Below are 17,008 nucleotides of genomic sequence, written 5' to 3'. Positions count from 1 at the left end.
CATGCATTTAGCTGGGGTCTGCATTCATACTTCTTTCTGGGAGCTGGACCATTGTCAGGCGAAGGCTATGTTTTGGCCGACCAGGAAACCCATGAAGTTTCCATCGTTGACCTGATACCCGCGCTGCGGGCTTTCGCGCGCACCTTCTGCCGCATCCCCGACGATGCCGACGATCTGGTGCAGGAGACGCTGACGAAGGGGCTCGCCAACATCGACAAGTTCGAACCCGGCACGCGCATGAAGTCGTGGCTCTTCACCATCATGCGCAACACCTACTACACTCGCATCAAGGTCGCTGCCAGGGAAGCGCCTGGCCTGCTCGACTGCGCGTCCTCAAGGCCGATTTCGGAAGCCACCCAGGAATGGACAGTTCAGAGCAAGGAAGTTCACGGCGCCATCCAGAGGCTCCCTGAGCACCAACGCGAGGTGCTGATGCTGATCGGCGTTCTTGGTGTCAGCTATGAGGAAACGGCCGAGATATGTGGCTGTGCGGTGGGGACGGTCAAAAGCCGGCTCAATCGTGCCCGCGCCGCCGTCCTTGAGTTCCTGGGGGAGAGTTCGCTGCAGACGCTGGTGGAAAGACGAAATCATCTGTCGAATGGACAGTTCGATATCGATGCCGACAGCCGCAGATAGTCAGTTCTTTACGTCGCGCCGGCGTTTCGCGACGAGCGCGTTTTGCAGTTCGATCGCCAGTCTGGTCAGGCGATCGGGAACCTTTTCCTGTTCGATGGCGATCAGCAGAGAGGCAATCTCCTGATCCATCGCCATGCCTGCGCGCGGGTCCATGGTATCATCGCTCGAACGGGACATCGTATTCTCTGGATGGATGGCAGTCCTTCATCCTACTGTGATGACAAGCGCCGGGCATTACAAGCAGATGGCCGGCGCAGAGACCGTTGCCAGGTAGCCCTTGCACAGGTTTTTTCTTCTATTCTCGATTGCCGAGAGTCGCGGATGCAGCGCGGCGCCTTTCAGTCCTTCGGCAATCGATTTGCGGCGTGATCCTGATATTGATCGGACTTGATCTGATTGCCATCCAAGCCGCGTTCCTCGCTGTGCTGCTTCTTGTCCCTGTTCGACAAAACCGCGTTTTCTTCGATCTTGTCCTTGGCCAGTTCGGTCATTGCTCCGGAGCCGGCACCTTTGCCGTGGCTGCCGCTGCCGACATGTTTCTTGCTGCCGGATGCCATGCTGTTCTCCATTGAATTGGCGGCGCTCTTCAGCGTCTCTGTGTTCGAGGCCCGAACTGGCATTGGCTGGTAATGTTCCGTCACGCCGGCAAGCAGGAAGGCGTCGCCGTCCCACAGCCGAAACGGCTTTTCGCCATCGACGGCGATCCGCAATCCGTGACGTTGCGCCAGGCGATGGATATCGGCGCGGTCCAAAAACAGTGATTCGCGATATGAGTAATTCAGCAAGGCCAGCCAGCCCGGCCTTTTGAGGACGCGCGCGATTTCGCCGAAATGCCGCTCCGCCACGCCGGCCAGTACCAGATAGGGGAAACTGTCGACCGCCAGAACGCAGTCGAAACTCGCGTCGCCGAACTCCGCCAGATCGAGCCCGGAGGTCCGCCGCAACTCTACATTGCCAAGTCCTGCGCATTGCTCACGGGCGATGGAGATCATCCTCGACGATATGTCTATGCCGACGACCCGGCCAGAGGATGCCGACAGGGCGCGCTCGAAACGCCCGATGCCGCAACCGATGTCCAGAATCTTTCGTCCAGCTCCGGTGAAGTCTTGCGCTTCCAGCCATGCGACTATTTCGTCGGTCGTGGCGGCTAGCCTTTCCTCATCGCCGAGAGAAGCCAGCTGGACACTCGCCACCCGGGAAATCGCTGCCGCGGCGTCGAAGCCCGAGGCCAGCCGCGTGACGACGTCGGCATCCGTCTCGTCGTCGTCGCGTTCGTGACGAACGGCAGAACCCGTTTTCTGCAACGTGGCAAAGACCTCCGATCCGCGGCGAAGCAACCCGGCTATCTGCCGCAGCCTTTCCCTGTCTCGGGAATCGGCCGGATCGATCTCCGCCACGATCTCCGCCAATTCGGCTGCCCCGATGCCTGCGTGGAGATGCAGCGCCAGCCTGGCGATCACGGCCTCGGCACTGACAGCGTCCGCCATACAGTCCTCGACCGCCAGCCTGACCGCTAGCCGGCGGCGCACGGATGTCGGTCCTATCGAACCCATCGTGTCATTTCCGCGTCCAAATCCTTCGCATCGTCCACCTGTCGCCGGCGCCCCAGCCATATTTGTAAGGCTCCTGGCCGCGCAGGAAGTCGAATTCGCGCGCACCTTCGCGGATCGATTCGGCGATAGCGTGGCCGACCAGGATCGCGCCTGGGCTTTCCTCGGCATAGGCGGGATGGAAGCCGCCAAGATAGGCATAGGCACGGCCGCGATGGTGAAATCCGTAATAGGCGCCGATTGGCTTGCCGTCGATGGCGAGCAACCAGCACCGGGTCAGATCGCGGGCGTCGAGCAGGGGAAGTGAGCGCCTGTGGAATCGCTCCACCGCCGGGTCGGCCAGCACGCCGCCTCCGTTTCCAGCCCAGCGCGCGCCGTGCAGGCCTATCAGGTGATCGAGGAACAGCTGAGGATCATCCCTTGCCGGCGACAACTCGACCCGTCCGCGTCTAAATGCGGCGCGCCGCGCCCGGCGCAACTGGCGTCTGCGCCGGGCGGGGACGCAGCCCGCCAGCGTGTCGTCGCCGTCGGTGGTGAGCACGGGACAAACGGCGTGGCCGACAGGTCCATCGGCCTTCAATTCGGGATGTTCGATCGCTAGGCCGGCACTGCCCTGCGGCAGATCCGGCAGAATCCACTGCGACCACTCGATCGAAAGTATCTTCTCGGCAAGGGCAGCGCCGACCTTGGCCTCCCTGCCGGGAACACACAGCACATCCAGATAGTCGCTGAGCGAAATGCCGATCGGAAGCAGTTTCGAACCTGCCGTCCCATGTTCGAGGTAGAGCGGCGCCAGGCCCACCAGATCGTCGCCGCTCCAGATGGCGACCGTCGCCAGTTCCCCGGGGGCGAATGTGCGCCACCACGGCACCAGCCAGGCGGGAGATTGAAAAGGTGTCGCCGACGAACTTTGCTCCCACAGCTTCCACCAGTGCGGCGCCAGCGCATGCAATCGCTCTGGATCGCCGATGATCTCGCTGCGCAGCATCGGCTCGTTCACTGCGCCGCGGCGAGGTGCCTGCGGTCGGCGCCGAGCCGGGCCAGCGCAAGATAGGCGCTCATGTAGGACGAGATCATGCGCTCGAGCGAAAACCGCCGGCGCGCCTCGCTCCGGCACGTCTCGGCATCGAGGCTGGACGCTGCGGCAATTGCTTGCGCCATCTCGTCGACATTGTTGACGACAAAGCCGGTCTTGCCGTGCTCGACCACATCCGGAAGCGCACCATTTGGAAAGGCGATCACCGGCGTGCCGCAGGCGAGTGCTTCCATCGCGACCAGAGAACTGGTCTCGGCGGCAAGGCTCGGAACGACCAGGCAGCGTGCTGCATTGAGCAGGCGCCGCTTGGTGGTGAAGCCGAGCGGACCGAGGAAGCGGCGCCGGCTGTCCAGGCGAGGTTCGACTTCATCGCGAAAGTATTGGATATGCGTTTCGTACGAATAGACCCGCCCGCCAATGACCAGCGGCATATCAGCCCGTTTGGCGGCATCCAATGCCAGGTGTATGCCCTTTTCGGGGCAGATGCGGCTGAGCACGAGGGCGAAGTCGCGCCTGGTCCGCGGCCGGTTGAGTGCGTCGATGTCGACGCCGTTCGCGATCGGGGCAATCAAGCTTGCGTCCGGCGGCGCGGTTCGCTGCTGGGCCGACGACACCGCGTGAAGCCAGAGGTCGTCGCGCACCTGGCGCAGCACCCCGGCCGGGTACCAGTCGAGCGGCAGGTGAAGGGTCACCAGGGTCGGGCCGTCGGCAGGCAGGTAGGCGTCGAAGTCGATGCCATGCAGGTGAACCACGTCGATTGCCCATTGGGCGCGGGCGGCGGCGATCGCGGCGCGATGCGACTGCTGCGCCCGGTTCTTTGCCGCCTGGTCGAGCACGCCGGCTTCGACGGGCGTTTCCACCAGAATGCCGCTCGCACTGGAGCCCTGGCAGCCAATGACGATGGACCGATGGCCGGCGCGGGTCAGCGCCTGATCGAGCATTGACAGCACCTGCTCGGCGCCGCCAACGGCGTTCGGTCCCACCGGCGCGAGAGGATAGGCAACATTGAGCACTGTGAGCGTCATGGCTGGTCGAGCCGGAGCGCCTCGTGAGCACGGGCGCTTGCATGCAGCCAGGTGCCGGGCTCGAAGCCCAGCGGCAGCGATTCGTAGTAGAGCCTCCCATCGTTGGGCAGCTTCAGGAAATCATAGGTCGGCGCCAGCCGGAAACGCTCGGTCCGGGTCGAGAACGGCGCCAGCGTTCGCTGCTGCGTCAAATGGCTGGCCAGCATGCGCTGCTTTTGCTGGAAGGCTGCTTCAGTCAGGCAGACCTCTATGCAACCATCGCCGGTGCCGCTGGCGAAATCCTGAAATACAGGGCCGTCCGGGCCTGCCGAATAGAAGGCCATTTCGATGATGGTGGGCACGGGCCGGCGGTCACGGCGCAGAAGATGGCAGGCCGCGTGAACGGCGAAAGCGGTCGCGTCGTGGTCGGGATGGCCTCCCTCGAAAGGATGTGTGCAGACGAAGCGGATGCCGGGTTCGCAAACAAGGCAGGCGAGCTCCTGCGCGAGCGCTACCAGATTCGCCGCAGCCTCCTTGTCGGGATAGCCAAGGGTGGTCAGGCCCGATGGCGACAGCCCGGCCGCGGCCAAGGCTTCCGTCAGTTCCGCACGGCGGGCATCGGCATAGTCCTGCCAGGTCTCGAAACCATGCGCCTGGGCGTCGGCAAGATCACGTGGTGCTCCGTCCGTGACATGGACGATGCGGCATGACCGCAGTCCGGCAAGATGTCCGCCGATGCCGATCGTCTCGTCGTCCGGATGCGCGACGACGACCATGATGGCGGAGCCGTGTGCCGTATCACTGCCCGTCAACAGGGCCGCGAATTCGCCCAGGGTTGCCGACTGTTGATGCATGGGAGCCTCACGCTGCCGAGGCCCGCCGCGTCGACGGGGAAGCCACGGCGGGCGCGTAGCGGCGGATCATGGCTGCACAGAATTCGGCGAATTCCTCCGGTACCAGCGGCGGGCTAGTATGGTGAGGCATCATCCCGCGATGCTCCGGCGTGAAGCAGAAGGTGACGGTCACGTCGAAATCGGCGAGCGCTTCCATCTGCCGGTCGAACCAGTCCAATGCATTCGGCCTGAAGCTGTCGGCCCAGGAAAGTCCGGTCCGCATATTGGTGACCCCCAGCCGCTTCATCCAGGCGACGGCGTCATCCAGCCGCGGGTCCTCGAAATGAAACCACTGCACCAGCCCCATTTCGGGCGTATGGCGCAGGAATTCCTCCAGTGCCGGTTTTGGCGTGCCGTCCTGGCGCAGCAGCCCCATGTGGAAATGACGATAGTAGGAGGAGCCTTCCGCTTCGCGATGGCGCGTCGTTGCTTCCCATTCGCGCGGGAGATCATAAAGGCTGTACCACTGGATGCGCGGAGCGTTGCCGAGCAGCAATTCAGCGGTGCGCCTGAGGCCCCAGACCTGGATCTCGTCAGCGCCGAAGGTCGATACGCCGACTTCGCTGACCCAGATCGGGAGATCGGTGACGGCCGCGATCTCACCGATCTTCTGCGGCCATTCCTGGATCTGCCACAGGTTCCAGTCGAGCGGGAAGCCATGCACCGCGACGGCGTCGACATGGTCCAACAATCCGAATTCCTTCATGCGCGTTATGAAACCGGGGTCGATCGGCGAGATGCCGCCGAGTACCTTGGTCAAGGCCGGGTTCTCGGCCGCGATCGCATCTGCCGACAACATTGCCATGGCGGCGAAGCGGCTCCAATCGGGGTCGAGCTCGGGGTCCCAGTGCGATTTGTTGTTGGGCTCGTTCCAGATCATCGCGGCTTCAATCATGGAACTGTCCTTTCGATGGGTAGACGGCGCCGCCGCCGGCCGGATCGCCGGCGGGACGGCAGAAATAGACCTCCTGCTCGGGATGAAGAAAGATTTCGAAACCGGCGCTGCGCAGCATCGCTTCGGTGCAGGCGCGGTTCGGGATCCACCAATTGGTCGGATCGTCGGCGTAGCGATGTTCGATGAAATGAAGTTTCGGAAAATCCGGCTCGTCGAACAGGTCGTGCGTCCAGAAGTGATAGTCCTGCTCCAGCGCGGGCAAATCCTTGCTGCCGCGCTGCATCGACTGAAAAATCATCAACTCACCCGCGACATGCTCGCGGATCAGGTCGAGCGCGAGCAGGGGATGGCGCAGGTGGTAGAGCACACCCATGAAAAGCACGATGTCGAACGTCTCGCGCAGGGCACCGACGTCGTAGACTGAAAGCTTCTGGAACTCGATGTCGCAGTCCGCGATCTCGGCGGCAAAGTGCGCCTGCGCCAGGTAGGCCTCGTCGAAATCAATGCCGAGGACACGACCGGCGCCGCGCCGTTTCATTTCGATGGAGTAGAAACCGGCATTGCAGCCGATATCGAGCACGGACTTGCCGACTAGGTCGGCGGGGATGGCGTCGGCGAACTTGCGCCACTTGACCAGCGGGTAATTGCCGAGAAAGTGGTCGGGAGCGGTTTCGACGCCGGCCAGTTCCATGTTGTGGAACCATGGGCCGAGGGCATCGATACGGCGTCGGATTTCAGCATGGGAATGCAGCATGGCTAGGCTCCTTCGCCCGGAACGGCAGGCACATGCGAATGTGCCTTGGACGCGATCATGGTGGGCAGGTGCTGTTTGGACGCAGCATCTTCGTCGAGCAGCCGAAGGGCCGCGCGATAGCCGTTGAAGGTACCGACGTCGACATAGGCGGCCCCTGCCTTGACACCATAGGCTTGACCGCCCGCTGCCAGATGGGCGTTGATCAACGTGCCGATATATTCGTCATGGCAATCCCGCTCGCGCCAGAGTGCCGCTAGCCGGTGCAGGACATGGCCCGGCATCTTGAAGGCGCCCCATATCCAGTTCGTGGCGGCGTCCTCTCGCTTGACCTGGATTTCCCGCACCCGGCCTCCCTCTTCGAGAACCACGGCATCGAAGAATTCCGGCCGCTCCACCGGGAAGAGCAGGAATGACAGCTGGTCGTCCGGCAGACGGCAGAAGCCGTCCTCGGGAAACCAGATCGTGTCAGGAAGGCCGATCAATACCGTCTCGTCCGGTGCGACGAGGGGTGCCGCCCGGAAGATCGCGTCGCAAAGGCCGACAGGGGTGGGCTGTACCACGAACAGAGCGGTCGCCGCGCCGTAGCCCGCGGCATAATATTCGAGGATATCGGATTTGCCCGATCCGATGATGAAACAGATCTTGTCGACGCCGGCGCGCACCATCCGCCGCACCAGATATTCGCTCACGGCGCAGGGGCGCTCCGTCTGTCCATCGATCCGGCTCCCGACCGGCAGCAGTTCCTTCGAGAAGCCGAGCGGTTGAATGCGGCTGCCGCGTCCGGCAGCGGGCACGATGCCCAACATCAGACTGCTTCCTTCATCGGTTCGCCGGCCGACCTTTGCAAGGCTTCGTTCAGGATGCGATCCAGCTCCGCCGCGCGCCGTGCGGATGTGTGTTCATCCAGTACCCGTTCACGCGCACGGCTTCGGATTGTATCGAGCTCGTGCGCTGGCAGTTTGAGCGCTGCGACCACGTCGTCCGTGTCATGCGCCAGCAGAATCTCGCTGCCGGGTTCGAAGAAGCTGCCGAGGCCCGGCCAGGTGTCGGTGATGATCGGTACGCCGCATGCCGCCGCTTCGAACAGCCGGCCCGAGGGGCACCAACCCTTCTGTGCCATCGCCTCGCGCGTCACATTCAGCGTCAGGCGGGACGATGAAAAGAAGGCCGGATGGTCGGCCGGCGGAAGATGCCTGACGAAGAAGATGTTGTCGCTCCACGGGAATTCCTGCGGATATTGCGCACCGCCGATGATGAAGCGGTGGTCAGGCAAGCGCGCGGCCGGACGCACCAAAAGTTTTTCGACGCCGGCCTGGCGATCCGCCGCATAGGTGCCGAGATAGGACAGATCGCCGGCAAATTCGGCCCTTGGTACTGCCGGCCGGTGCTGGTCGGGATCGACATGGCCATAGAGCGGCACCACGTGGCGTGCCCCGAGGACCGTCTTGAGCGCGTCGATCGCCGAGCCGCCCGTGTAACTCAGGACGAGATCGAAATCGGCAAGGCCCTCGGGCCCGAAATAGGGTGGGCGTTCACCTTGATCGACGCGAGCCAGCGTGACCGGAGTGTCCAAGTCGTAAAAAACGCGCAGCCCGCGGCATGCCTGCTGCGCCAGGCGCGAAGCGTCCACGGCGTCGGGGCAGTAGGAGGTAATGATGACGACGTCCGATTGCTTGATCGTCTGCTCCGCGACCCTTCGGATATCCTCCCAGTCCGGGTAGAGCACGATGTTGCCGCCGTCCAACTGATCGAGGTCCCTCGTACCGGCATAGTAAGGGGTGTCGCGCTCGAAAAAGGTGATGGACCAGCCGTGCCGGGCCAGCGCACGGATCAGCCCGCGCCACAAGGTGGCGTGGCCGTTTCCCCATGAGGACGTGACGGTGAGACCGAAAATGACCATCTGCATCCGGCATGTCCTCGTCAGGCAAGTTCGTTCAGGCGGATGAGCTTTGCTCCCCAGTCTCCAGACACGATCGTCGTGACGGAGGCGGGGTCGATATCGAAGCGAAAGCTGTTGCCGACAGGCAGGCCGAGCACATTGCAGATGGCTGCCTTGATCACGTCGGCATGGCTGATCAGCGCGACGCATTGGTTCTGATGCCGCTCTCGAGCCTTGTCCATGAGCGAGACGATACGCTGTTGAACGTCCAGCATGGTTTCGCCGCTTGGGGTGCTTGCTTCCTGCCGCCGACTGTTCCACGCCTGCCAGCCGGCATCGCCGTTCAACTCCTCGAACGTCTTTCCCGACCAGATGCCGAAGTCGATCTCGTCGAGTTCGGCGCAGATCGCGATTTCGCCGACATTACAGGCAGTCGCGATCGGCTTCGCGGTTTCCTGGGTGCGCTCGCGTGGGCTGCACCAGATAGCGGCGATCGGCTCGCGGCCCATGCGGCGGCCAAGATGCGCCGCCTGGGCCCTACCGGATTCGCCAAGGCGAACTCCGCCCATCCGCCCGGCCAGATAGGAGCCGACATTGTCGTGTGCCGCGTGCCGGATCAGGAAGAAGGTCGTCGTCATTCCGCGGCATCGAGCATGGGCTCGTCCCTGCCGGTGATGAAGGCGAGCGTGCGCTGCCGAGCTTCGGCATCGGTGAACTGCTCAGGCGGAGACTTCATGAAATAGCTGCACGGACCGGTCAGCGCGCCGGCGATGCCGCGGTCAAGCGCCAGCTTGGCGCAGCGCACGGCGTCGATGACCACGCCGGCCGAGTTGGGCGAATCCCAGACTTCCAGCTTGAGTTCGGCGTTGAGCGGCACTCCGCCGAAGGTCGTGCCTTCAACCCGGATATAGGCCCATTTGCGATCGGTGAGCCATGGCACATGGTCACTGGGGCCGACATGAATGTTGCCAGGCTCCAAGGGAACATCGAACTGGCTGGTCACGGATTGCGTCTTTGAGATCTTCTTCGATTCCAGCCGCTCGCGTTCCAGCATGTTGAGGAAATCGGTGTTGCCGCCGAAGTTCAACTGATAGGTGCGGTCGATGCGGACGCCGCGCTCGCGGAAGAGATTGGCCAGCAACCGGTGCACGATGGTCGCGCCGACCTGGCTCTTGATGTCGTCGCCGACCAGCGGCAGCCCGCGTTCCTCGAAACGCAAGCGCCATTCGGGCCGTGATGCGATGAAAACCGGTATGCAGTTGACGAAGGCACAGCCGGCCTCGAGGGCACATTCGGCATAGAAGCACGTCGCTTCCTCCGACCCCACCGGCAGGTACGAGACCAGCACATCGGCGCCGCTGTCCCGCAGGATTTCGCTGACATTGGCAACCGGCTCCGGCGCTTCCTCGATTTCCGTGCGCAGATATTTGCCGATGCCGTCCAACGTGGGGCCACGCTCGACGCGAACCCCGGTTGCAACCGCATCGGCAAAACGGAACGTGTTGTTCGGGGCGCTGTAGATCGCTTCGGCCACGTCGCGCCCGACCTTGCCCTTGGCGACGTCGAACGCACAGACGACCTCGATATCCTCGACGTGGTAGCCGCCGAGATCGGCATGCATCAGCCCGGGGATCGGCTCGTTGCCTTTTGCGTCTCGGTAATAGGAAAGGCCTTGCACCAGGGAGGATGCGCAATTGCCTACGCCGACGATACCGACACGAACTTTCTTCGATCCCACGAAACTGCCGTCCTGTGCTGTCCAAGGTAAGTTCCTGGGGCCGAACCGCCAGCTTGCCGGAATGTTCCTTGGCATGTGGAAAAATTGCGCGCGGCAGAATGGATCGAAGCCGCGCAAGCGGCGTTGACGCACGGCAAGCTTGGAATCGATCGATGATCGTCTACGGCGACCACAAACGAACGGAAGACGCGCGGCAGCTTCGCGAGGCTGCAATCGAAATGGCCGGAAGCCTCGCTTGCAGGCCCTGCGGCATCCAACGCCACGCTGCGCTGGTAGGGTTATTCGTCAAGGTCTCGGAACTGGTCCAGGCGCTGGCCGATATCGAGTTCGAGGCCTGCGGCGGAGACACCCCTTCGCCGCGGCAACGGCAAGGCGCCAAGCTGCTGGTCGGCCTTGCGGCGGAAGTGGCGAGGTCCTGGCAAAGCGGCTTCGCGGTAAGCGGCGCCGTCGATCCCATGCTGGGGCAAATGCTGGCGGCGCTCGACTGCCGGGGCAAGGTTCTTACCGGCACGGCCGAGGGGTACGCCCATTATGCGCTTTATCCGGAAAGCTATCTCGGCGCGGCGCGGGCATCAGGCCTCGAGGCGAACACATGCGTCATCGGCATCCGCAGCATCGGCCTCGGGCTTGCCGCCCTGGTCGCCGCGGCGATCGACGCGCCGGCACCCATCAGCGTGCGCCCGATCGGCCATCCTTTCCGCAGGCATGTCAACGCCGATCCGGAACTGATCGGCGCCTGGAGGGACAAGCCGTCGGCTTCCTTCGCTGTTGTCGACGAGGGCCCCGGCCTGTCGGGCAGTTCGATGCACGCCGTCGTCGCATGGTTGCGGCGGCTGGGCATCGATAGGGACCGCACCCACCTGTTCCCCAGCCATTCCGGCGGGCCGGGTGCCGAAGCCTCAGAGGAGGTTCGTGAGACATGGTCGGGTTGCCGCAAACATGTGGCGATAGCCTTCGAAAGCACCTTCCCGAGCGGCGCGCAAATCCCGACACTGCGCGATTGGGTGGCGGAGGCGGCCGGCAGCCCGCAATTGGCCTTGACCGAAATATCCGCTGGAGGGTGGCGAAACCTCCACTACACCGAGGAGAGGCTCTGGCCGCCTAGTCAACCCGGCTTCGAGCGGCGAAAGTTCCTGGCGTTTGCGGGCCGCGATCGATGGCTCGTCAAATTCGCCGGCCTCGGTGAAGCAGGGCAGCGCAAGATGCGAGTCGCCAAGATGCTGCACGAAGCCGGTTTCGCACCGCAAGTTGCCGGGCTTTGCCACGGCTTTCTGGTGGAACGGTGGGTCGACGGCAAGACAATGGATCAGGCAAGCCTGTCGAAAGACAGGCTTGTCGCGGAGCTCGCACGCTATCTCGCCTGGCGTGCGGCCAATCTGGGAACTCCGGAGCCCGGTGCTCCATTGCCGGAACTCGTTGATATGGCCGTCCACAATGGCGCCGAAGCCCTTGGCGAGCAGTGCGCGGCGGAGCTGCGGAACTGGTTCTCGAAGCAAGGCCCTGCGCAAGCGCTGCCACGGGTCGAGATCGACGGAAGGCTTCACCCGTGGGAGTTTCTCGTTTGTGCCGACGGGACGTTGATCAAGACGGATGCCGTCGATCACTGCCGGGGACATGATTTGATCGGCTGCCAGCCCATAGAATGGGACATTGCGGGCGCTCGCGTCGAGTATGGATTTTCCGACAGCGAGCTAGCGACATTGGTCCACCGCATGGAAGCCGGGGAGCGGCTCAATATCGATACCGGCCTCATTGACTATCTCGAACCTTGCTACTTGGCGTTTCAACTGGGACTCTGGAACGTTGCTGCCCGATCCGAGCATGGCCCGGAGAAGCCAAGGCTGGTAGCTGCGGCAACGCGGTACAAGAATGGGCTGCTACGCTTCCTGGAGAGGTCCGGGCCGTGACGATCAGTCCAGTCTCCGCAGCATGTCCGCTTCGCGTTCGAGAATGGTGGCCACTTCCTCGCGCTGCAGATGCGTCATCATCAGACTGACGCAGCACTCGAGATAGGTGATGGAGGCCCGTCGCAGAAAGGCAGCCGTCTCTCTTTCCGCAATCTGCTCGATATCCTTTGCGGATCGTTTGGGTTGCACAGGTCCATACTCCATAGCGGGGTCTCATCGTCAAACCCCGAGCTTGCCAGGATGTTCCGAGCAATCCGCAAAAGTGCGGCAGGAGGCATGACCGTGCTTGAGCGGTCATGCCGGGAGCACGTGGCTGCGGCGGCCTGGCTTCAGGCCGGAAGGTTTTGCAACCTGCCCGATCTTGCGTTTGTCGCAATAGCTGTCATCCGGCCGTCGATCCCGCTGGTTTCGAGATTGGAGAAGTATCCGATCGTCTGCATCAGCCCTTGCCTGAGCGGCACTTTCGGCGTCCAGCCGAGCAGCGCCTTTGCACGCGAGATGTCGGGCTGCCTGCGGCGCGGATCGTCTTGCGGCAAGGGCAGGAATTTCAGATCCGACTTGGTTCCGGTCATGTCCCTCACCATGGATGCCAACCGCATGATGGTGAATTCTCCGGGATTGCCCAGGTTGACGGGTTTTCCGGGATTGGGATCGAGATCCATCAGGCGCATCATACCGTCGATCAGGTCGGAGACGTAGCAGAAGGACCTTGTCTGCAACCCATCGCCGAATATCGTCATCGAGCGCTTCTCAAGCGCCTGCATGATCAGGTTCGAGACGATGCGGCCGTCGGCAGGATCCATCCTGGGACCGTAGGTATTGAAGATGCGGGCCACGCGAATATCGGCTTTTGCCGCTCTCAGATAATCGAAGCAAAGCGTTTCGGCGGTGCGCTTGCCTTCATCGTAGCAGGCGCGCGGGCCAGTGAAATTCACATGGCCGACATAGTCTTCCCGTTGCGGATGTTCTTCCGGGTCGCCGTAAACTTCACTCGTCGACGCCTGCAGGAATCGCGCATTGTTGCGGGCGGCGAGCTCGAGCAGGTTGAGGGTTCCGATGACGCAGGTGCGCGTGGTGTGTATCGGATCGGCCTGGTAGCGCGGCGGCGAAGCAGCGCATGCCAAGTTGAAAATGCGATCGACCGGCTCGCCGAGGTTCAGTGGTCGGCAGATATCCTGCTCGATCAGCCGGAAGCGCGGCTGGTCCATGATCGAGACGATGTTGTCCATGCGGCCGGTAAGGAAATTGTCGACGCAGATCACACGCCAGCCGTTGCGGAACAACGTTTCGCAAAGATGCGAGCCGAGGAAACCCGCGCCGCCGGCGACAAGCACTGTCTTCGCCCTTCGCGCTTTTCTTGTTTGCCGCATCGCTGTTTTCTCCTGTCTTTCAGTCATGCTGCGGTTCCGATATCGAGATCGACCATCGCTGCTCTCGGTCCTGTCAGCAGCGACACGAATTCGCGGGCCCTGGCCGCACCGGTATGTGCTCCCAGGACGAGTTCGCGCGCCCGGTCGGCCATGGCGAGCCGGGCGCGCTCGGATTCCCTGAGCAGGATATCGACGATGTCATCCCCCTTATCGGCCGTGTGGATCGCCGAAGCAGGAAAGAAGCTGTCGAGACCTGGCCAGCGATCGCTGATAATCGGCGTACCGCAAGCGGCCGCTTCGAAAAGCCTCACGCTGGGCGACCATCCGGCGGTGATCATAGATCTGCGCGTGACGTTGAGCGTGTAGCGCTGGCGGCTATAGAAAGCGGCATGATGGGCCGGCGGCAAATGTTCGATGCGTTCGACATTTTCGGGCCAGACAATGTCGGGCGGATATTGCGAGCCGGCGACGACAAAACGGCGGTCCGGCATGCGCCGTGCGGGCTCGAGCAACAGCGAGCTCAGCGCTTCCTGCCGGTCCGGGCTATAAGTGCCGATATAACCGAGATCCCAGCCGACCGGGTCGGCGGTTCGATGATGCCGTTCCGGGTCGACCGCACAGTAGAGTGGCTCGGCGCGGCGCGCGCCGAAATCCTCCGTCAGTCGGCCAAGCGTCGGCCCGCCGGTGAAGGAGAAATAGACATCGAAATACGGAATCTGGCGCCGACAAAGATAGTCGCATTCATCCGTCGAAAGTTTTGCCAGGGTGACCGGCGTGTCGATGTCATAAAAGCAGAGCGCCCCCTTGCAGAGCGCCGCGACAATGTCGATGACCGCGCGCCCCTCCGGAACGAAGGACCCAACGACCACGACATCGGCCTGTTGCAGGCATCGCGCGCAGCCCTGTTGCAACTCTCGGGTGGTTTCGTAATAGCGCAAGGCGCAGAAATCGGGATCGCGCAAATCGCGATGATTGGCGTACCACGGCACGTTACGCTCAAGGAATGTCACGCGATGGCCGAGTTCGTGCAGGCCTTTCAGCAGTCCTCTAAAGGTCGTGGCGTGGCCGTTGCCCCAGGACGAGGAGAGGGACAGGCCGAGAAAGACGATATTGAGCCGCTTGGTCATCACGCCGCCTCCTCGGTCCCGCGTTCGAAGTGCCGCCTCAGGACCGCGTCGGTGACGGCCGCTCTCATGGCGTAGGTATGTTCACCGCGGACGCGGCGCAGTGCGGACGCGCCGATCGCCTTTGCCTGGTTGGGGGTCAAGGCGCGCATGATTTCGGCGACATCGCCGCCGTCGCGCGCGATCAGGATCTCCTCGCCGGGTTTCAGGAACAGTTCGACCCCCAGCCACGCATCCGTGATGAGGCAGGCACCGGCGCCCGCCGCCTCGAAAACGCGGGTGGCGGGGGAAAAGCCGTTTGCGGCCATGCTGTCGCGGCTGATGTTCAACACCGCCTTTGGCGTGACATTGAAGGCGTTGTGGTCGCGGGTGCCAACGTGGCCGAGCCAACTGACATTGGCGGGAAGCGGCTTGTCGCCCCAGCCCGATCCGCCAAGCAGGAAACGCTGCTCCTGCAAGCGGCTGGCCGGATCGAGGAAAAACGCCTCGACGCGCGCCTCACGGTCCGGCAGCCGGTTTCCGAGGAAAGCGAGATCGCAAGCAAAACGCGCCTGACTGGCGACTGGATGATGCGTTTCAGGATCGAGCCCATTGTAGATCGGCACGCATTCCTTCGCTCCCATGGCACGATAGGCCCAGACCACGGGGTCGCCGCCGCCATAGGTCAACACAAGATCGATTTGCCGCAGCGCGGCATGCAGCGGATGGTCCGGTTCGTCGCGCAATTGGCCGAGCGTCGCTGGAGCATCCACGTCCCAGAACACGACGAGCGCGTCAGGACGCGCGTGATCGAGCACGGCGCGCAGCAGCGCCTCATCCTCGAAACCGACGCCGCTCGCCTTGACGACGATATCCGCCTCGGCGGCGCACGCCGCCACCTGCATCAGCGCGTGCCGGGTCGCCTCGTACACGACGACGGCGCACCAGTCCGGCGCCTCGATGTCGCGGTTGCTCCGGCGGTCATAGACGTCAGGTTCATAGAAGGTGATTTCGTAGCCGAGTTGGGAAAGCGCCTTGAGCAACCCACGGTAATAAGTCGCGGCGCCGTTCCAGTAGGACGACAACAGACTCGATCCATAAAAAGCGATCTTCATTCAGCAGCTTCCTTTGCGGCGGTCGGATTGGTGATGTGTTGAGGTCCGCATTCGGCGAGCACGCCGAACAACTCGTCCACGCGGTGCCGGCATGTGTGCCGCAGGCGGATGGTCTCAAGACCAGACGCCGCCAAGGAGGCAGCGAAATCCGCGTCGCCGAGTACAGCCCGGAGGTGTCGCCGCATCTGGGAGCCATTGTCCGCAAACAGGAAATCGACGCCTGGTCTGAACAGTTGCTCGGTGTCGGACCACGGCGCCGAAATCAGCGGAATGCCGCAGGCGAGTGCCTCGAACACGCGGATGGTCGGAATGCCGGGCAGGCCTTCCCGATAGGGGCGGCGCGGAACATGCACCGTGACACGATGCGCTGCGAACGCCTTCGGCACGTCGGCATTGGCGATCCAACCTTCATGGCGCAGGCCGGCCGCTGCGAGATCGGCGAGCGCCTGCCTGGGGTAGCGCACGCCATGGACGGTTGCCTCGAGGCGGAGTTCGTGCACCGGCTCGATCAGAAATTCCTTGAGTTCTGCGGTACGCTCGTCGTCGCCCCAGTTTCCAATCCAGATCAGGTCTGACGCAGGGCGAATCTCCGGGTGCGGTCTGAACAGGCGGTCGTCAGCCGCCTCGTGCCAGGTGAAGACGCGTTTGCCCCACCCGGCGCGCAGGTAGCTCTCGCGCAGGGCTTCGCCAAAGGCGAGGACGCCGTCGTAATGCTCCAGCTGGAGCGCCGAGATCGCCTCGGTCGCCGACACGGCGCGGTGGTGGGTGTCGTGAAACAGGAGGATGAAGTTGCCGCCGCTCGCCCTGGCGCGGCCAATGCGCGCGATGAGATCCGGATCAGTCCATTCATGGACGACCACCACGTCCGCATCGGCGATCCAGGCCTCGTGGTCAAAGCCGGCATCGTAAGTCACCGGCATCAGTTCGGGGAAATCGTTCCTGAAGCGCTCTATGGCGAAGGAGCCCTTCTCGGCCAGCAGATTCGAGCGGCTCCAGCCGTCCGCCGGCTCCAGCGCGATCGCCTGATGCTGGCGCGCGACCAGCTCCCGCATGATGCCGCGCAGGAAATGTGCGTTGCCATGGTTCCAGTCGGAAACGACCGAATGGGTATAGAACAGAAAGCGCATG

18 protein-coding genes and 1 pseudogene are annotated in these 17,008 nt (G+C 63.1%); 2 read left to right on the top strand and 17 right to left on the bottom strand.

Going from position 1 to position 17,008, the window contains the following annotated elements:
- Nucleotides 1–72: 72 nt before the first annotated feature.
- Complete coding sequence (locus LB566_RS19745; RefSeq protein ID WP_140553532.1) at nucleotides 73–636, top strand: sigma-70 family RNA polymerase sigma factor; 564 nt, start codon at nucleotides 73–75, stop codon at nucleotides 634–636.
- On the opposite strand, the gene LB566_RS19740 is transcribed toward LB566_RS19745, so the two are convergent.
- The 12 genes and pseudogenes from LB566_RS19740 to LB566_RS19685 form a co-directional block, all read right to left on the bottom strand.
- Nucleotides 637–813, bottom strand: a complete 177-nt coding sequence (locus LB566_RS19740) for a hypothetical protein (RefSeq protein ID WP_140553474.1) — start codon at nucleotides 811–813, stop codon at nucleotides 637–639. It lies immediately after the preceding gene.
- A gap of 161 nt (nucleotides 814–974) precedes the next feature.
- Nucleotides 975–1,193: a hypothetical protein gene (locus LB566_RS19735; RefSeq protein WP_140553530.1), complete on the bottom strand. Its 219-nt coding sequence runs from the start codon at nucleotides 1,191–1,193 to the stop codon at nucleotides 975–977.
- A gap of 201 nt (nucleotides 1,194–1,394) precedes the next feature.
- A pseudogene (locus tag LB566_RS19730) lies at nucleotides 1,395–2,123 on the bottom strand (class I SAM-dependent methyltransferase); the annotation flags it as partial.
- A gap of 70 nt (nucleotides 2,124–2,193) precedes the next feature.
- Entirely contained in the window at nucleotides 2,194–3,174 is a 981-nt protein-coding gene (locus tag LB566_RS19725; protein WP_224625757.1) for a GNAT family N-acetyltransferase, read from the bottom strand.
- 8 nt (nucleotides 3,175–3,182) lie between these two features.
- Nucleotides 3,183–4,247 (bottom strand): glycosyltransferase family 4 protein, encoded by a 1,065-nt coding sequence (locus tag LB566_RS19720; protein ID WP_224625755.1) that lies wholly within the window; start codon nucleotides 4,245–4,247, stop codon nucleotides 3,183–3,185.
- Nucleotides 4,244–5,080: a PIG-L deacetylase family protein gene (locus LB566_RS19715; protein ID WP_224625752.1), complete on the bottom strand. Its 837-nt coding sequence runs from the start codon at nucleotides 5,078–5,080 to the stop codon at nucleotides 4,244–4,246. Before LB566_RS19715 ends, LB566_RS19720 begins: the two co-directional genes overlap by 4 nt.
- Before the next feature lie 7 nt (nucleotides 5,081–5,087).
- The gene (locus LB566_RS19710; RefSeq protein ID WP_224625750.1) at nucleotides 5,088–6,014 is read right to left on the bottom strand and encodes a beta-xylosidase; all 927 of its coding nucleotides are present in this window, start codon (nucleotides 6,012–6,014) and stop codon (nucleotides 5,088–5,090) included.
- Nucleotides 6,007–6,768, bottom strand: coding sequence for a TIGR04290 family methyltransferase (locus tag LB566_RS19705; RefSeq protein WP_224625731.1), 762 nt, complete (start codon nucleotides 6,766–6,768; stop codon nucleotides 6,007–6,009). The genes LB566_RS19710 and LB566_RS19705 overlap by 8 nt, the downstream gene beginning before the upstream one ends.
- Nucleotides 6,769–6,770: 2 nt before the next feature.
- Nucleotides 6,771–7,574, bottom strand: coding sequence for a sugar phosphate nucleotidyltransferase (locus LB566_RS19700; protein ID WP_224625729.1), 804 nt, complete (start codon nucleotides 7,572–7,574; stop codon nucleotides 6,771–6,773).
- Nucleotides 7,574–8,674 carry a glycosyltransferase gene (locus tag LB566_RS19695; RefSeq protein ID WP_224625728.1) on the bottom strand — a complete coding sequence of 367 codons (1,101 nt, stop codon included), beginning with the start codon at nucleotides 8,672–8,674 and terminating at the stop codon, nucleotides 7,574–7,576. Before LB566_RS19695 ends, LB566_RS19700 begins: the two co-directional genes overlap by 1 nt.
- Before the next feature lie 14 nt (nucleotides 8,675–8,688).
- A complete protein-coding gene (locus tag LB566_RS19690; protein WP_224625725.1) occupies nucleotides 8,689–9,285 on the bottom strand; it encodes a histidine phosphatase family protein in 597 nt (198 codons plus the stop codon).
- Entirely contained in the window at nucleotides 9,282–10,385 is a 1,104-nt protein-coding gene (locus LB566_RS19685) for an inositol-3-phosphate synthase (RefSeq protein ID WP_224625723.1), read from the bottom strand. The genes LB566_RS19690 and LB566_RS19685 overlap by 4 nt, the downstream gene beginning before the upstream one ends.
- 152 nt (nucleotides 10,386–10,537) lie before the next feature.
- Here LB566_RS19685 and LB566_RS19680 point away from each other — a divergent pair, with 152 nt between their 5' ends.
- The gene (locus LB566_RS19680; RefSeq protein ID WP_224625721.1) at nucleotides 10,538–12,292 is read left to right on the top strand and encodes a hypothetical protein; all 1,755 of its coding nucleotides are present in this window, start codon (nucleotides 10,538–10,540) and stop codon (nucleotides 12,290–12,292) included.
- Between the two features lie 3 nt (nucleotides 12,293–12,295).
- Here LB566_RS19680 and LB566_RS19675 read toward each other — a convergent pair whose 3' ends face one another.
- The 5 genes from LB566_RS19675 to LB566_RS19655 all read right to left on the bottom strand — a co-directional run bounded on the left by LB566_RS19675 (nucleotide 12,296) and on the right by LB566_RS19655 (nucleotide 17,007).
- Nucleotides 12,296–12,481, bottom strand: a complete 186-nt coding sequence (locus tag LB566_RS19675; RefSeq protein ID WP_140497402.1) for a hypothetical protein — start codon at nucleotides 12,479–12,481, stop codon at nucleotides 12,296–12,298.
- 140 nt (nucleotides 12,482–12,621) lie between these two features.
- Entirely contained in the window at nucleotides 12,622–13,662 is a 1,041-nt protein-coding gene (locus tag LB566_RS19670) for a UDP-glucuronic acid decarboxylase family protein (protein ID WP_224625708.1), read from the bottom strand.
- A 23-nt stretch (nucleotides 13,663–13,685) separates the two neighbouring features.
- A complete protein-coding gene (locus tag LB566_RS19665) occupies nucleotides 13,686–14,789 on the bottom strand; it encodes a glycosyltransferase (RefSeq protein WP_224625706.1) in 1,104 nt (367 codons plus the stop codon).
- A complete protein-coding gene (locus LB566_RS19660) occupies nucleotides 14,789–15,880 on the bottom strand; it encodes a glycosyltransferase (protein ID WP_224625704.1) in 1,092 nt (363 codons plus the stop codon). Before LB566_RS19660 ends, LB566_RS19665 begins: the two co-directional genes overlap by 1 nt.
- Nucleotides 15,877–17,007, bottom strand: a complete 1,131-nt coding sequence (locus LB566_RS19655) for a glycosyltransferase (protein WP_224625701.1) — start codon at nucleotides 17,005–17,007, stop codon at nucleotides 15,877–15,879. The genes LB566_RS19660 and LB566_RS19655 overlap by 4 nt, the downstream gene beginning before the upstream one ends.
- Nucleotide 17,008 lies beyond the last annotated feature (1 nt).

This window comes from Mesorhizobium sp. CA13 (assembly GCF_020165235.1).
Lineage (GTDB): Bacteria > Pseudomonadota > Alphaproteobacteria > Rhizobiales > Rhizobiaceae > Mesorhizobium.
Note: the sequence above shows the minus strand (reverse complement) of the source record. Positions and strands in the feature narration are given on the sequence as shown.

Coding starts and splice junctions, on each gene's coding strand:
- LB566_RS19680 (WP_224625721.1), top strand. CDS start 10,538: ATGATCGTCTACGGCGACCACAAACGAACGGAAGACGCGCGGCAGCTT.
- LB566_RS19690 (WP_224625725.1), bottom strand. CDS start 9,285: ATGACGACGACCTTCTTCCTGATCCGGCACGCGGCACACGACAATGTC.
- LB566_RS19735 (WP_140553530.1), bottom strand. CDS start 1,193: ATGGCATCCGGCAGCAAGAAACATGTCGGCAGCGGCAGCCACGGCAAA.
- LB566_RS19700 (WP_224625729.1), bottom strand. CDS start 7,574: ATGTTGGGCATCGTGCCCGCTGCCGGACGCGGCAGCCGCATTCAACCG.
- LB566_RS19695 (WP_224625728.1), bottom strand. CDS start 8,674: ATGCAGATGGTCATTTTCGGTCTCACCGTCACGTCCTCATGGGGAAAC.
- LB566_RS19725 (WP_224625757.1), bottom strand. CDS start 3,174: ATGCTGCGCAGCGAGATCATCGGCGATCCAGAGCGATTGCATGCGCTG.
- LB566_RS19660 (WP_224625704.1), bottom strand. CDS start 15,880: ATGAAGATCGCTTTTTATGGATCGAGTCTGTTGTCGTCCTACTGGAAC.
- LB566_RS19655 (WP_224625701.1), bottom strand. CDS start 17,007: ATGCGCTTTCTGTTCTATACCCATTCGGTCGTTTCCGACTGGAACCAT.
- LB566_RS19715 (WP_224625752.1), bottom strand. CDS start 5,080: ATGCATCAACAGTCGGCAACCCTGGGCGAATTCGCGGCCCTGTTGACG.
- LB566_RS19720 (WP_224625755.1), bottom strand. CDS start 4,247: ATGACGCTCACAGTGCTCAATGTTGCCTATCCTCTCGCGCCGGTGGGA.
- LB566_RS19705 (WP_224625731.1), bottom strand. CDS start 6,768: ATGCTGCATTCCCATGCTGAAATCCGACGCCGTATCGATGCCCTCGGC.
- LB566_RS19740 (WP_140553474.1), bottom strand. CDS start 813: ATGTCCCGTTCGAGCGATGATACCATGGACCCGCGCGCAGGCATGGCG.
- LB566_RS19710 (WP_224625750.1), bottom strand. CDS start 6,014: ATGATTGAAGCCGCGATGATCTGGAACGAGCCCAACAACAAATCGCAC.
- LB566_RS19670 (WP_224625708.1), bottom strand. CDS start 13,662: ATGCGGCAAACAAGAAAAGCGCGAAGGGCGAAGACAGTGCTTGTCGCC.
- LB566_RS19665 (WP_224625706.1), bottom strand. CDS start 14,789: ATGACCAAGCGGCTCAATATCGTCTTTCTCGGCCTGTCCCTCTCCTCG.